The 14,409-nt window shown below is 38.3% G+C and carries 15 protein-coding genes and 1 pseudogene; 7 read left to right on the forward strand and 9 right to left on the reverse strand.

Annotated features, from left to right (window positions below; translation table 11 throughout):
• The 4 genes and pseudogenes from RMB03_RS19620 to rimI all read left to right on the forward strand — a co-directional run.
• Window positions 1-110: pseudogene (locus tag RMB03_RS19620) on the forward strand (elongation factor Tu); the annotation flags it as partial.
• A gap of 206 nt (window positions 111-316) precedes the next feature.
• Complete coding sequence (locus RMB03_RS19625; RefSeq protein ID WP_281831503.1) at window positions 317-1,198, forward strand: metal-dependent hydrolase; 882 nt, start codon at window positions 317-319, stop codon at window positions 1,196-1,198.
• 231 nt (window positions 1,199-1,429) lie between these two features.
• Window positions 1,430-2,305 (forward strand): metal-dependent hydrolase, encoded by an 876-nt coding sequence (locus RMB03_RS19630; RefSeq protein WP_151744828.1) that lies wholly within the window; start codon window positions 1,430-1,432, stop codon window positions 2,303-2,305.
• A gap of 110 nt (window positions 2,306-2,415) precedes the next feature.
• The gene (gene rimI, locus RMB03_RS19635; RefSeq protein ID WP_004641628.1) at window positions 2,416-2,871 is read left to right on the forward strand and encodes a ribosomal protein S18-alanine N-acetyltransferase; all 456 of its coding nucleotides are present in this window, start codon (window positions 2,416-2,418) and stop codon (window positions 2,869-2,871) included.
• Between the two features lie 44 nt (window positions 2,872-2,915).
• Here rimI and RMB03_RS19640 read toward each other — a convergent pair whose 3' ends face one another.
• Both RMB03_RS19640 and aat read right to left on the reverse strand, forming a co-directional pair.
• Window positions 2,916-3,731: an arginyltransferase gene (locus RMB03_RS19640; RefSeq protein ID WP_205469765.1), complete on the reverse strand. Its 816-nt coding sequence runs from the start codon at window positions 3,729-3,731 to the stop codon at window positions 2,916-2,918.
• 18 nt (window positions 3,732-3,749) lie between these two features.
• A complete protein-coding gene (aat, locus tag RMB03_RS19645; protein ID WP_056481686.1) occupies window positions 3,750-4,481 on the reverse strand; it encodes a leucyl/phenylalanyl-tRNA--protein transferase in 732 nt (243 codons plus the stop codon).
• Window positions 4,482-4,589: 108 nt separating this feature from the next.
• Between aat and RMB03_RS19650 the strand changes: the two genes are divergently transcribed.
• Window positions 4,590-4,889 (forward strand): putative quinol monooxygenase, encoded by a 300-nt coding sequence (locus RMB03_RS19650; protein WP_311077315.1) that lies wholly within the window; start codon window positions 4,590-4,592, stop codon window positions 4,887-4,889.
• 56 nt (window positions 4,890-4,945) lie between these two features.
• Here RMB03_RS19650 and trxB read toward each other — a convergent pair whose 3' ends face one another.
• Window positions 4,946-5,896 (reverse strand): thioredoxin-disulfide reductase, encoded by a 951-nt coding sequence (gene trxB, locus RMB03_RS19655; RefSeq protein ID WP_056478355.1) that lies wholly within the window; start codon window positions 5,894-5,896, stop codon window positions 4,946-4,948.
• 268 nt (window positions 5,897-6,164) lie between these two features.
• On the opposite strand from trxB, the gene RMB03_RS19660 reads away from it, so the two are divergent.
• Together RMB03_RS19660 and rhtC are read left to right on the forward strand one after the other, a co-directional pair.
• Window positions 6,165-9,206, forward strand: coding sequence for a DNA translocase FtsK 4TM domain-containing protein (locus RMB03_RS19660; RefSeq protein ID WP_311077316.1), 3,042 nt, complete (start codon window positions 6,165-6,167; stop codon window positions 9,204-9,206).
• Window positions 9,207-9,361: 155 nt separating this feature from the next.
• On the forward strand, window positions 9,362-9,982 hold the full coding sequence (gene rhtC / locus RMB03_RS19665; RefSeq protein ID WP_004641642.1) for a threonine export protein RhtC: 621 nt from the start codon (window positions 9,362-9,364) through the stop codon (window positions 9,980-9,982).
• Between the two features lie 40 nt (window positions 9,983-10,022).
• Here rhtC and RMB03_RS19670 read toward each other — a convergent pair whose 3' ends face one another.
• The 6 genes from RMB03_RS19670 to RMB03_RS19695 form a co-directional block, all read right to left on the reverse strand.
• Window positions 10,023-10,310: a PA4642 family protein gene (locus RMB03_RS19670; RefSeq protein ID WP_003653274.1), complete on the reverse strand. Its 288-nt coding sequence runs from the start codon at window positions 10,308-10,310 to the stop codon at window positions 10,023-10,025.
• A gap of 84 nt (window positions 10,311-10,394) precedes the next feature.
• Window positions 10,395-10,667 (reverse strand): cell division topological specificity factor MinE, encoded by a 273-nt coding sequence (gene minE / locus RMB03_RS19675; protein ID WP_003653273.1) that lies wholly within the window; start codon window positions 10,665-10,667, stop codon window positions 10,395-10,397.
• 2 nt (window positions 10,668-10,669) lie between these two features.
• Window positions 10,670-11,482 (reverse strand): septum site-determining protein MinD, encoded by an 813-nt coding sequence (minD, locus tag RMB03_RS19680; RefSeq protein ID WP_004641647.1) that lies wholly within the window; start codon window positions 11,480-11,482, stop codon window positions 10,670-10,672.
• 66 nt (window positions 11,483-11,548) lie between these two features.
• Entirely contained in the window at window positions 11,549-12,277 is a 729-nt protein-coding gene (gene minC / locus RMB03_RS19685) for a septum site-determining protein MinC (RefSeq protein WP_004641649.1), read from the reverse strand.
• 120 nt (window positions 12,278-12,397) lie between these two features.
• Window positions 12,398-13,444 (reverse strand): preprotein translocase subunit SecA, encoded by a 1,047-nt coding sequence (locus RMB03_RS19690; RefSeq protein ID WP_198496363.1) that lies wholly within the window; start codon window positions 13,442-13,444, stop codon window positions 12,398-12,400.
• A 16-nt stretch (window positions 13,445-13,460) separates the two neighbouring features.
• Complete coding sequence (locus RMB03_RS19695; RefSeq protein ID WP_005042645.1) at window positions 13,461-14,387, reverse strand: acyltransferase; 927 nt, start codon at window positions 14,385-14,387, stop codon at window positions 13,461-13,463.
• Window positions 14,388-14,409: the final 22 nt, after the last annotated feature.

Raw genomic sequence — 14,409 nt, forward strand, 5'->3', positions numbered from 1 at the left:
TGTCAGTAGAATTAATCCACCCAATCGCAATGGACCCAGGTCTACGTTTTGCGATCCGTGAAGGTGGTCGTACTGTAGGTGCTGGTGTTGTTGCGAAAGTAACTGCATAATCACTTTCAGTGAAAAAAAAAGCGCTCTTTTTAGAGCGCTTTTTTTATATTCAATTGTCTAACAATCACGATAAAAGCTGGCCTTAACTGATATTTCAATGTCCTTATTTACACTTAATCCTTTTTATTAAATTTGTATGATAAGAATCAAGAAAACGAACAATAAAGTTTGAGTAACTTGGGTTACTTATTAAGGAGCTTTGGGTATGAATGCTAAAGTGAATATTACTAATCGTGCAGGGGCGAGCTTTCCTGTACGTCGTATGAACTTTGACTTTAATGATGTACCAGAATATTGGATGAATGGTTCTGCTGGACTAACACACTTTATGACAGCATTGTCGGCGTTGTTTCCGGCAGGTGAAAAATTCTTTATTGATAGTGTACGGGCTGTACGTTATCACCCCTCTATCAAAGATGATAAAGAGCTTCAGAAAGAGATTAGTGCTTTCATTGGGCAAGAAGCAATGCATACTCAAGAGCATGTGAATTTTAATGCCTCTGCTCAAAAGTTTGGTCACGACGTTGAAACGTTAGAGAAGTTTACTGATACAGCGATTCAAACAGCAATTCAAGCTTTTGTAAAAATTGTCAAACCATTTGGCATGACCAAAGAAATGGTTGACCTGACTGCTACAACAGCACTTGAACATTTTACCGCTACCATTGCTTCACAGTTATTAGTCAATAAGCATATTCAAGAGTTGATGACAGATGAAACAATGTCAACGATGTGGTATTGGCATGCTATCGAAGAAAATGAGCATAAAGCCGTAGCTTTTGATGTGTACGAAGGTGTATTTGGTAAAGGCGTAAAAGCTTATGCTTTGCGTACGAGTTCTCTAGTATTTGCGATGACTTTGATTTTCTTGATTCAGTCTTCTTTTGTACTTCGTCTATTAAAGCAAGATAAAAAGTTAAATTTGGATGAGCTATCTGTGATTTATAAATACGCATATAGCCCATCGAAAGGTATCATTACTGGTATGGCTAAAGAAATGCTAGCTTACTTTAAGCCTGGTTTTCATCCAAATGATTTGGATACAGTAGGCCTATTGAAAACATGGAAAGCAAAATTAGGTTTGTAATTTAAATCTATGTTGATTTGAAAGGGCTCATAGTAGCCCTTTTTCTTTTTAAGTACTCACAATAACTATTAGCAGATCTATGCACCTTTATGGGGTTATGAATGACCTCATCTGATATTTCTCTGTCCTCATCTGCACTTAATTGGCACATTGAAAGACGTATGATTATAAATATTAAGAAAATAAATAAAGTTATAAGTGGATTAGCTATTCGCTTAAAAGGAGTCTGAGATGAATGCTAAAGTAAATATTTCCAATCGTGCTGGTGCTAGTTTCCCTGTTCGTCGTATGGACTTTGAATTTGCTCAAGTCCCTCGTTATTGGGCGAATTATGATGCAGGATTAACCCATTTTATGACAGCATTATCGGCCCTTTTTCCAGAAGGTGAACAGTTCTTTGTAAATAGCACGCGTGCTGTGCGAAATGACCCAAAACTTGCAGATCCCGATCTTCAAAAAGAAATTAGCGCCTTTATTGGTCAAGAAGCTATGCATTCAAAAGAGCATCTTGCTTTTAATGCTTCAGCGCAAGCTTATGGGTATGATGTCCGTCATATGGAAAAACAGACTGGTACTGTTATTAAGGTGGGTACTGCTGTTGTCACTAAATTAATGAAACCTTTTGGTTATACCAAAGAAATGATTGATTTGACCGGAACTTGTGCTTTAGAGCATTTCACATCTACCATTGCAGCTGAACTTTTACAAAATCCTGAAATTCAAGCGATGTTCCAAGATGACACGATGTATCATTTGTGGATGTGGCATGCGGTAGAAGAAAATGAGCATAAAGCTGTGGCATTTGATGTGTATACAAGTATGTATGGACAAGGACCAAAAGCTTATTTTATGCGTTCAACGGCTTTAATCATTGCAATGGCATTAATTTTTGCAACGCAGACACATTTTACTGCCAAGTTATTAAAAACCGATGGAAAATTAACTTGGAAAGATACTAAATACATGCTTAAGTTCATGTATGGTCGTAAAGGTTTTATGACCCGCCAGATTCCAGAGTTACTTGATTTCTTAAGACCAAAATTTCATCCAAATGATTCTGACACTACGGCATTGCTGGCAACTTGGCGTGAAAAGTTAGGTCTCTAAAAAAAACGAGCAAAAAAAAGGACAATTTAATTGTCCTTTTTTTTGCTCGTTTTTTCTTGTGAAGTTTTTATAATACGCATTACTTTAAAACTCTGATTGTGTTGGAACTCATGATTCGTACTATGCAAAACACTGATATTGATATTGTTGTACAAATCGAAAAATCAGTGCAAACACATCCATGGTCAAGACAGCAATTTGTAGAATCTCTGAATTCCTATCAATGTACAGTCATTGAGTCACAAAATAGAGTCGTTGGGTTTTGTATTTTGCAGCCAGTGCTAGATGAAGCGAATCTATTACTCATGGCAGTTGATCCTAAAATGCAAGGTCAGGGCTTAGGATATGAATTATTAAATGCATCAATTGATCAGTTAAAAAATCAGCCAGTACAAATATTTTTAGAGGTTCGCGAAAGTAATAAAGCAGCAATTGGTCTGTATGAGAAAACAGGTTTTCACCAAATAGATCTACGTCGTAATTATTATCCTACCCAAGAAGGTGGGCGTGAACATGCTGTAATTATGGTAAAAACATGTACCGATGATTTTGCATCGTTATTTTAAAACTCCTATCTAGTTGCTGACCTAACAAAAAGACAGGATTAAAATCATTTAATAATTAAATTATTCCATTCAGAAGGTAATGTTGTCATCAGAGAGGTACCTAACTGTTGTATTTCTTCTGGTGATAAGGATCTGTTTAAACGACGCCATTGTCCATCTAATAGAAGTTCTAAAGGGGTATATTGCGATTTATAATTCATTTTTGCTGAGTGGGGTACCCAATAGCCTAAATAAAGATATTCTAAACCAAGCGATTTAACATATTCGATTTGGTTAAGAATTGAGTACACACCAAGTGATCTTCGGTGCTCATCTGGGTCGAAGAAAGTATAAACCGCAGATAGCCCATCATCCATTAGATCGCAGGTAGACACACTGATTAAACGGTTATCTTTCCAAAGCTCAAGAAAAAAGCTATCTGTACAACTATGTACTAAAAACTTTTCAAACTGATCTAAGCTAGGTGGAAACATATCACCATCAGCATGGCGTTCATTAATATAGCGTTCATATAAATCGTAATGAATTTGTGCTGCTTGCTGAGTAGGCAAAACAGTCATAGTCAGGTCTTGATTTCGTTTCCATGCCTTTTTTTGCAAGCTATTCATTTGGAAGTCGGCAACTGGAACACGACAAGACAAACATTGTCTGCATAAATGGCATTCAGGGCGATAAACGAAGTCACCGCTACGACGAAATCCTAAACGAGAAAGTTCTGAAAGAGTGACCACATCAATCCGATGAATAGGGTCTAAAAACACCATGCGCGCCGATTTATTTTCTAAGTAGCTGCAATCATGAGGTGGAGTAATATAATACTGCAGATCATTTAAAAGGGACTTCGGGTGATATGATTTCATGATTGGTCCCTCCTGTTATCATTCCATTAATTTTGCATCTAATGCTATTGTTTTACTTGAAAATACACGTTCTTGATACTTTTTCCAATTGATAGAGGGGTGAATAATTACATCTTGTAACGATTTTAAGTAGTCTTGACGAGAAAGTGTACAAGCGCCCAAGCTAATTAAGTGACTATTTACAAGTTGGCAGTCTACCCAAGGGAGCTGATTTTCTTGTCCAATCAGCATTAATGTGTAAAAAGCCATTTTTGAAACATCTGTTTCATTACTAAACATTGACTCACCGAAGCACCCTTTGCCAATCGTAATGCCGTACAAACCTCCAACAAGATTTTTTTCGTGCCAGACTTCTACGCTATAACCATAACCAGCCTGAAACATTTCACAGTAGCCCTGAATAATATCTTCACTAATCCATGTTTCATCTGCATAAGTTCTTGGTAAAGAACATGAGCGAATAACTTGTTCAAAGGCATGATTTACCGTAATCGCATAGTCATATTTTTTCATATTTCTAAGTAGCGACTTGCTCGGCTTGTAATTTTGAGGGTAGATAACACAACGAGGTTCGGGACTCCACCAACAAATGGGCTCATCTTCATTAAACCACGGAAATAATCCATGGGTGTACGCTTCATAGAGAGTAGAAGGGGAGAGATCAGCACCAATACAAATTAAACCATGACCATCCGGATCAGATTCAATGGGGTCAGGGAAAATGAATTGAGAAAGTGGAAGTTTCTGCATAGAAGATAAAATGAAATAGAATGATTCAAAATTAACGTAACTGAGCTTCATTGACAATTTTTATTGTTCATCTTTAGCATGAATGAACGAATAGAAAAGGTTTGCTTAATGCTAAAACTTATTGCAGAAGATTTTATTGATATTAAAAAAATTGATTTTGTTTTGCCGCTTTATCAAGAACTCGTTGAAAAAACGAGATGTGAAGAAGGATGTATTGCGTACGATTTATATCATGATATAAAAAATTTAGGACATTTTGTTTTTATTGAAGAATGGGTAGATCGAGTCGCATTAGATCGACATGTCCAGTCTGAACACTTTCAACGGTTAGTTCCTCAGATTGATCAATATCAGACGAGGTCGGGATGTTTTACGCATTTGGACCATTTTGAAAATATGATGAAATAAAACACTATTAAAAAAGACATTCAATAGAGCATTGAATGTCTTTTGTGTTAATTGAATTAACCGAGATTATCTAGATATTTTTCAGCATCAAGTGCCGCCATACAACCTGACCCAGCAGAAGTAATGGCTTGACGATAAATACTGTCAGCTACGTCACCAGCAGCAAAAACACCAGCTACAGAAGTTGCTGTTGCATTACCTGAAGTGCCGCTTTGCACTTGAATATAGCCATCACGTAAGTTTAATTGACCATCAAACATTGCAGTGTTCGGTTTATGACCGATTGCAACGAATAGACCGTGAACCTCTACGTCTTGCTTAGAGTCATCTTGAGTTGATTTAAGGCGAACACTTGTTACGCCAGTATTGTCACCCAATACTTCTTCAACTTCATGATTCCAGATGATGCTGATTTTGCCTTCTTTTTCTTTGGCAAATAAATGATCTTGCAAAATCTTTTCAGAACGTAAACTATCACGGCGGTGTACTAGCGTTACATGTGCAGCAATATTTGATAAATAAAGCGCTTCTTCAACTGCAGTGTTACCACCGCCTACAACCATCACTTTTTGATTTTTGTAGAAGAAACCATCACATGTTGCACAGGCACTTACGCCTTGGCCCATAAATTTCTGTTCAGACTCTAGACCAAGGTACTGAGCCGTAGCACCAGTTGCAATAATCAAAGCGTCACATGTGTACTCTTCCATATCACCTTTAAGAACAAAAGGACGTACATTTAAGTCCACTTCGTTAATATGGTCATAGACGAGTTCTGTACCAAAGCGTTCAGCATGTGCTTGCATACGATCCATTAATGCAGGACCTGTTAAACCTTCAGGATCGCCCGGCCAGTTGTCAACTTCGGTTGTTGTTGTAAGTTGGCCACCTAGTTGTAAACCTGCAATTAAAGTAGGTTTAAGGTTGGCACGTGCCGCATAGACAGCTGCACTATAACCAGCAGGACCAGAACCGAGAATAATTAACCGAGAATGACGAGCACTCATTGAGGGTATCCTTATTTATTTCGAGAATTTTGAAAATTATACGTGAATTTGTCGATCAATAGCGCTAAATCAATGTGGATAATATTGATCAGGTCAATCGAATTAAGTTATATAACAATATAGAAGTGGCTCATGTTAACAACAACTGTAAAGAATCATGCACCTTTTTTGTAAGAACAGGTGCATAATATAAAGTTCATTCGTTGAAGATCTAAGTGTAGTTCTTCACATCTCTAAACCAATAATTAAATGGGTTACAGGACAGTATATGACTGCGGTGTCGAGTGTTTATGCACAGCGCTTATTGATGACATTATTCTTGGTTTCTTTTGGCATTTATATGTTTCTGGCAACAGTAACATATACACCATTTGACCCGGGCTGGATGCATATTTCCAGTGATACTCAGCAAGTATCCAATGCAAGTGGTATTGCTGGTGCATGGATTGCAGATTTGCTGTTTGGTTTTTTAGGATGGGCAAGTTTGCTTATTCCAATTTTCCTTTTCATTGAAGCAATTCAGGTGTGGTGGCCGCGTAGTTTTTTAAACCGCCCATTTCGTTATGCTGCACAATTCTTTTTAATTTTGGTTGTGTCTAGCCTACTTTATTTACATTGGAATGTGCCTGCTGATACTTTAGATAATGCAGCTGGGGGAATTATTGGTTACGAGTTAGGTCAGAGCTTATCTCAATTGCTAACAATTTACGGTGCGACCTTATTTTTACTGGTTTTCGGAGTGGTCTTGTTTACTCTTGCATTTGGGGTGCAATGGAGCAAAACATGGATTACGCTTAAAGCTACACCAAGTTATTTACAAGATTTATTTTATAAAAACGTATCACCGAACGAATCGGATTATGATTTAACAACACAGCCTGCTAATAAAGCAGCCGCGGTTAAAGTTGCAGAAAATGCAGAGACAAATGCTTCAAATGAGAAAGTAGCATCAGTCCAATCTGAAAGTACTCAACCACAATCTGCGGCAACACGACATGATGCGGTTGCTGAGCGTTTATTTGCCGATGTGTTAGCAAAAGAGCAGAGCCGACCTGAACCTGTAGTTGATACACCAGTTGCAAATACTCAAAACTTCGAGCATACGCTTGAGCAAGCCCATAAGCTTGAAAAAGACAGCCAACGTTTAGTTGCTACTGGTGAGGTATGGCGTGCTTTACAACGTGATGATGCGAGCCATAAGCAAGAAATTGATGCACTTTTGAGAGCAGCTGATGATTCAACAGAACAAGTTCCTGCTCATGAGCAATTCCAGCAAACAATTTCTCAAGTTCATCAAACTCAACCTACACCCAAACAAGATTTACATGGTCTTGATTGGAATGATGATGAGATTTTTGATGAATTACTTGCTGCGGTTCCAAACAGCAAAACTGCAACAGATGTGCATACACCATTTGTTCAAGAGCAACATGTAGATGCAGAACCTACTTCGCAATCGGTGAATATTGCGAAAGAAACTTCTTCACCTTTATCGAATGTAAATCAGTCACCTAAAAATTTAGCAAATGAACAAGTTTTTGAAGACTTTGATGACTTATTGATAGATGAAGATATTGCGCCCGCTGAACCTGTAAGAGCAAGTAGTTATGCGCAATCTTCAGCATTTGTAAAAGCTCCTATTCAAACGACTATTCAGGCCGATAAACTTTCAAAAGAAGAGTTTATTGAGGCATGGCAAGAAACTGCTGGGAAACCTCAGGAAAATCCTGATATTGATGAAGATGATTTCGATTTAGATGCGCCATTAACAGATGCAGCTGGTCGACCAATGTCTCGTGCAATGCAGGTTGCCAAGAAGCGTTTGGATTTGCCAACTTTACCTGGCCTTGAGCTGCTTGATAAGGTTGATCCGAATAAGAAAGTTAACTTTACTGAAGAGCAGCTTTCACGTTTATCTGAATTACTTGAAATTAAGTTACAAGAATTTAATGTTAAGGCTCAAGTGGTTGAAGCTCAGCCAGGGCCAGTAGTCACCCGTTTTGAGTTAGATTTAGCACCGGGTGTTAAAGCATCTAAGGTAACGAATATCTCACGTGACTTAGCCCGTTCAATGTCGATGGCTTCTGTGCGTGTGGTAGAGGTTATTCCGGGTAAACCATATATTGGTATTGAAGTGCCAAACAGCGCTCGTGAAATGGTACGTTTGATTGAGCTATTGGAAACGCCAACCTATCGAGATCCAAGCGCATTAATCAGTATGGCAATGGGTAAAGATATTTCAGGTAATCCAGTATTAACTGATTTAGCGAAAGCACCGCACATGTTAGTTGCTGGTACAACAGGTTCGGGTAAATCGGTTGCGGTAAACTCGATGATTTTATCGATGTTGCTTAAATATACACCTGACCAGTTGCGTTTGATTTTAATCGATCCAAAACAGCTAGAACTTGCAAACTATAATGATATTCCACATTTATTAACTCCAGTTGTTACTGACATGAAAGATGCAGTAAGCGCGTTGAACTGGTGTGTGAATGAGATGGAACGTCGTTATAAGCTGATGTCATTTCTTAAAATTCGTAAATTAAGTGACTACAACCGTAAAGTTGAAGAAGCAATTGCGAATGGAGAAGATCTAATTGATCCAACTTGGAAACCAAGTGACTCGGCAATACAAGAACGTGCGCCTCGTCTAACACCGTTACCATCTATTGTGATTGTGGCAGATGAGTTCGCCGACATGATTATGCAGGTCGGTAAAAAAGCAGAAGAAATGATTACGCGTTTAGCGCAAAAATCTCGTGCTGCTGGTATTCACTTATTACTTGCAACTCAACGTCCATCTGTTGATGTGATCACGGGTTTGATTAAAGCCAATATTCCAACGCGTGTAGCATTACGGGTAAACAGTAAAATTGACTCGCGTACGATTTTGGATGCAGGTGGTGCAGAAGATCTGTTAGGCCATGGTGATATGCTGTTCTTGGGGCCTGGTAAAATCGAACCTGAGCGTGTGCATGGTGCATTCATTAGTGATGATGAAGTAAACCGTATATGTGATGCTTGGCGTGAACGTGGCGAACCAGACTATGTCGATGAAATCTTGACTCCATTTGATGAAGAACCGACTTCACGTGGTTTTGACGAGGGTGAGGGTGGTTCTGACCGTGATGCACTTTATGACCAATGTGTGTCATTTGTTTTAGAAACACGTAAAGCTTCTACTTCATCGCTACAGCGTAAATTTAGCCTTGGCTATAACCGTGCTGCTCGTATCATTGACCAAATGGAAGAGAATGGCATTGTGAGCGCAATGGGCCCTAATGGTAAGCGAGATATATTGGTTTAATATGAAATAGCTAAAAAGCCTCTTCGGAGGCTTTTTTTATGATTTAAATAAAAATAAACATTTCCATAAAATGACTTAAAGATTTTATCGTATAGTAAAAAATGCTAATGTATTTTTCCTAAATAAATAACAATGAATTAAATCTGGAGGAAAACATGTTACTTGCTCTAATTACTTTAGCTTTTATCCATTTTTGTGCACTTATTACTCCAGGGCCTGATTTTTTCCTTGTATCGCAAACAGCGATTAGTCGATCACGTAAGGACGCTATGTTAGTGGTTGCTGGCATAACAGCAGGTGTTATGTTTTGGGCTTGTTTGGCACTAATGGGATTAAATCTTATTTTTGAGAAAATGGCTTGGTTAAAGCAAGGTTTACTCATTGCTGGTGGCTTATATCTATGTTGGTTGGGCTATCAGATGTTACGTTCAGCATTTTCAAAAAATCAGCAAGAAGATGTTGTTGCTGTCGAGCTACCCAAAGCACCTTACTTATTTTTTATTAAAGGTCTTATAACGAATCTATCAAATCCTAAGGCTGTTATTTATTTTGGTAGTGTTTTCTCTTTATTTTTAGCCAATCCTCAACTTGATCAGGTTCATTGGTTACTGTTTATTATTGTCACTGTTGAAACGATTTTATGGTTCTGCTTTGTGACTTTTATTTTTTCGTTACCGAGTTTTAGATCAGCTTATCGTAATTTTTCAAAATGGATTGATGGTATTTCAGGCGGTATTTTTACGGTGTTTGGTATTTTCCTGATTGGTAATCGATAAATTTAGGTAAAAAAAAGCCTCTTTAAGAGGCTTTTTATTTTTAAGCAAACTTTGCTAGAACTTCTAAAAAGGGTGCCGATTGACGTGGAAATTTGGCAATCACATCATGGATGCGTTGGCCTTCAGGGTCTTTGGCATTAATATCGCGTCCGTCCGCAATAAATTGAGTCAAAAGACGTTCATAGTCTGTTGGACGCATATGTTTGAATGCATGGTAGAGCACATGAAAATCTGCGTTCACACCCGCTGGCGGAAGTTGGTTGAGGTAGGCAAAAACACGCTCATCGGACCATTCTTCATTGAAAGTTGCTGGCTGTGATAATGCCATGACAATCTCCTCAGTTTTAAAAAAGGCAAAATAACTTGCGTTATTTTGCCTTGATTCTGTTTTATTGAACAGTCAGAAATAGAATTATCGTTCTTCAGGTAAATTGATATTCATTTCTAACATTTCGATATTTGCTTCAGAGCGAACCTGCATTTGGATATGCTGTTCACCTACACCACTTACATAACGACTGACCACTTGCATGATTTCTTTCTTCATCTGATCAATCTTGTCTTGGCTTAAACGGCGGCCTAAACCTTGTTCAGAAGCAACAATAACTTTCAAACGATCTTTTGCAGTTTGAGCACTTGATGGCTTTTCGTCACTGCTAAATAATTTACTCCAGAATCCTGCCATAACTACGCTCCAAATAGTCGTGCTAACCAGCCTTTAGGTTGAGCTGTGATGTGTCGATAAGGACGGTCTTCGCCAAGAAAGCGTGCAACCAAATCATCATAACCCTGACCAGCTTTAGTTTCTGAATATAGAATTACTGGCTTACCCTCGTTTGATGCTTGTAATACACTTGGACATTCTGGAATAACACCTAATGTCGGTACGCGTAGAATATCTTTAGAAATATCATCAATTGTTAGCATTTCCTGACGGTCAGCACGTTCAGGGTTAAAACGAGTAATACATAAATGTTTACGTATACGTCCTTCGTTTTGTTCAACTTTTTTGGTTTTGCTATCTAACATACCAATAATGCGGTCAGAGTCACGTACTGAAGAGATTTCAGGGTTCGTTACAATGATTGCTTCATCTGCATGATACATGGCTAAAATCGCACCACGCTCAATACCTGCAGGTGAGTCACAAATAACGTAATCAAATTCTTGAGATAGCTCATCAATAACACGAGCAACACCTTCGTCGCTCAACGCATCTTTATCACGTGTTTGTGAAGCCGGTAAAATATAAAGGTTTTCGATATCTTTATCACGAATAAGGGCTTGCTGCAGACGTGCTTCGTTGTTAATAACATTGACAAAATCATAAACAACACGACGCTCACAACCCATAATCAAATCAAGGTTACGTAAGCCTACATCAAAATCAATCACAACAGTTTTATGACCACGAAGGGCTAAACCTGTTGCAAAAGATGCGCTCGTTGTAGTTTTACCTACACCACCTTTGCCTGATGTTACGACAACAATTTTGGCCACCGAATCCACTCCTATTATGGTCATTCACCCTTAAAAGGGCTGTTTTTTGGTGATTTACTTAATAAACTAAAGTTCAATCGCTTCAAATTCAAGCTCTTGCTTTTCATTTAAATATATATGTACTGGCTTTTTTACCACATGTTTAGGGATATCATCTGCGACACAATACGTTCCGGCAATGGAAACGAGCTCAGCCTCTAAAGATTGGCAAAAAATGCGTGCAGCTGCGTGCCCGCCCGCACCAGCAATGACTCTACCACGAACTGTGCCATAAATATGTATATTTCCTGATGCAATAACTTCAGAACCACTATTCATGCCAGCTTTTAAAATAATATCGCCGTTATCTTGTACAAGGGATTGGCCTGTACGCAAAATTTCATCATGATAAGAGGTAATATGGGCAACCGCTATCTTGTTTAGTGGTTTTTTTGTTTCTGCTGAAGACGAGGCAGGAGCGGTAGCCGGTTTTTCTACAATCGCGACTTGTTCGGTTGTGGCTTTGATACGCTGTAATGGTTGATCTGCTGGTAAAACAGGGAATTGAATAGCGCGAGCCTCATCTCCTAAAATACCATCGATTACCGCCATAGGTTGCAAACCTAAGCTCACCAGAAGTTGAATTAATGCAATTAATTCTTGCTCAACTGTACTGTCAATAATCACTAAAGTTCCCTGATAGGAACCTTCATTTAATATATTTGATAATTGCTGGCGGATCACATCATGATCATTGGTATCGAAGGTTATCCTGCTAAAGTTAACCATTCTGCCGGTAATCCGTATATCAGCCATAAGTCTTCCTTCAAGGCGTTAAACGAGCTGTAATAGCGTTAAGTTTATTGTAAATAGGGCAAATGCTAGAACAATTTGTGCCAATTCTCTAGCGAGATTCATAAAAAATTAAGTAAATGCTTATTCTTTGATTCGATCATACTCCGCAAGCGTTTGTTGCCATTGTTTGACCTTGACTTGTTTTCGTACAGACTCGAGTGTCTCGAACACGACAGATTCAACTAATTGCTCAAGCTGACGATTATTAATATTTATTTCACTCACTTTTTGAGAAATTAATTGATAAGTCGGATTTGGATGAGTTGATGAATTTTCAATGAGAGGCTCAATTAGACCTGCACTAATATTCTCACCTAATCTTTGGCCAATGCTTTGAATCTGTTGCTCAATACGACCGCCTACTAAAGGAATTAAGCGTAATAACTGGGTTAGTTCAGGGGTATCTACTATGGCCTGATCTACAATTTTTCCAACGCCTTTTGTAATTGCTGGCTTTTGTTCTTTTAAAGCAGTTGCTAAAGACTCTTGTAATAATGCTGTTAAGGTGACAGTAAATTGTTCACGATGATGATTAACCAAATCGTGAATAATTTGTTTATGGCTAGAACTGGTTTCAAGTTCATATCTAATACCATCAATTACCGTAATAACAACACGATCGGACAGCTCTTCCATCACGACGCGATAGTAAAACAAACCTGTCTTTCGCCAGCTTGGCGGAACAACCGGATAGCCCAGCTCATGTAAGCGATAAGCAATAATCCCTGCTCGAAACAAACGTAAAAAACGAAGCTGAGGAATAATGGCTAAAATTTCATACCAGTGAATAAAAGGGAAAAAGAACCAACGTTTATGATGATTATAAATAATCGCAATGCCCCAGCGGACAAGTAACTCAACAATTAAAAAACCAATAAACCATGCTTCTGATGTGATTACCCATGGGTGAAGGGAATTACGGTAAAAGCTCACAATTTGGGGCAAATGAATGTGTTCGAAGAACCATGCCCCAATACTGCTCATTAAAAAGAAATTTGCAGCCAGACAGAACAGGTTAAAAATGATAATGAACACCATAAAGATGTCATAGATCAAAAACAGCTTAAATGAAAGACTGTTTGGGTCGACATGGTGATATTTCGTTTTTTTCCCAGAACTGTTTTGCATAATAACGGGTGCTTTCTTAAATGTTCGTAGTGAGATATTGAGATTTTATTTGCTCAATAAGTTGATCTTTTTCAGTCCAAATTTCATGGACCCATTGTTGGAAACGTTCACGGTAAACCGCGTCATCTTCATAGTTTCCACCAAGAACCCAATCTGGAATTTCAATTTTACGCAAATTTACCGCAATTTTTGAAACATCACCTAGCCAGAAATTACTATATCCGGGTACGCCATTAGGGTAGACAATCGTCATGTCAACCAAAGCATCAATTTTGTCACCCAAGATATTTAATGCAAGGGCTAAACCACCTGCTTTAGGTTTAAGTAAATGCTTATATGGTGATTTTTGCTGGTCATGTTTTTCTTGAGTAAAACGAGTACCTTCTAAATAATTTAATAATGTAAATGGTTGACTTAAAAGCTGCTCGCAGGCTTTACGTGCTTCCATCATGTCACGGTCTTTGAGCTCAGGATTCTTTGCAACCTGTTCTTTGGTGTGACGCTTCATCATCGGGAAGCCTAAAATTTTAAATGCTTGCCCAACAAAAGGAATAAAGATGAGTTCCCATTTAGTAAAAAAGCGGGTGAGTGGCATACGGGTTAAACCAAAATATTGGTTTACCGTTGTATCTACCCAACTTTGGTGATTACAAGTCATGAGATAGCGACCTTGCATATTTAGGTCAAGTCCCTCATCAATCGTAATGTCCCATTTTAGATTTGGTAAGACATGATCAATCAACCAATTATTAACACCTAACCAGCTATTTGTAATTTGGATATTGGTTTCATCTATTTTCGATGATTTTTTTAATAGCTTGGTCAGACCTAATGCCAAAACAGGTGGACCATGAAAAAACGTACTTCCTGTAATGACTGTACCTACAGTGAGTCCACGTGTAATTTTTTTTAGCGCAGATTGCTTATTGGGTGCAGTTGACATATGAATGACCCCGAATGTCTAA

This window comes from Acinetobacter sp. V91_7 (genome assembly GCF_031799075.1).
Lineage (GTDB): Bacteria > Pseudomonadota > Gammaproteobacteria > Pseudomonadales > Moraxellaceae > Acinetobacter > Acinetobacter calcoaceticus.

Coding starts and splice junctions, on each gene's coding strand:
- RMB03_RS19625 (WP_281831503.1), top strand. CDS start 317: ATGAATGCTAAAGTGAATATTACTAATCGTGCAGGGGCGAGCTTTCCT.
- RMB03_RS19630 (WP_151744828.1), top strand. CDS start 1,430: ATGAATGCTAAAGTAAATATTTCCAATCGTGCTGGTGCTAGTTTCCCT.
- rimI (WP_004641628.1), top strand. CDS start 2,416: ATGATTCGTACTATGCAAAACACTGATATTGATATTGTTGTACAAATC.
- RMB03_RS19640 (WP_205469765.1), bottom strand. CDS start 3,731: ATGAAATCATATCACCCGAAGTCCCTTTTAAATGATCTGCAGTATTAT.
- aat (WP_056481686.1), bottom strand. CDS start 4,481: ATGCAGAAACTTCCACTTTCTCAATTCATTTTCCCTGACCCCATTGAA.
- RMB03_RS19650 (WP_311077315.1), top strand. CDS start 4,590: ATGCTAAAACTTATTGCAGAAGATTTTATTGATATTAAAAAAATTGAT.
- trxB (WP_056478355.1), bottom strand. CDS start 5,896: ATGAGTGCTCGTCATTCTCGGTTAATTATTCTCGGTTCTGGTCCTGCT.
- RMB03_RS19660 (WP_311077316.1), top strand. CDS start 6,165: ATGACTGCGGTGTCGAGTGTTTATGCACAGCGCTTATTGATGACATTA.
- rhtC (WP_004641642.1), top strand. CDS start 9,362: ATGTTACTTGCTCTAATTACTTTAGCTTTTATCCATTTTTGTGCACTT.
- RMB03_RS19670 (WP_003653274.1), bottom strand. CDS start 10,310: ATGGCATTATCACAGCCAGCAACTTTCAATGAAGAATGGTCCGATGAG.
- minE (WP_003653273.1), bottom strand. CDS start 10,667: ATGGCAGGATTCTGGAGTAAATTATTTAGCAGTGACGAAAAGCCATCA.
- minC (WP_004641649.1), bottom strand. CDS start 12,277: ATGGCTGATATACGGATTACCGGCAGAATGGTTAACTTTAGCAGGATA.
- RMB03_RS19690 (WP_198496363.1), bottom strand. CDS start 13,444: ATGCAAAACAGTTCTGGGAAAAAAACGAAATATCACCATGTCGACCCA.
- RMB03_RS19695 (WP_005042645.1), bottom strand. CDS start 14,387: ATGTCAACTGCACCCAATAAGCAATCTGCGCTAAAAAAAATTACACGT.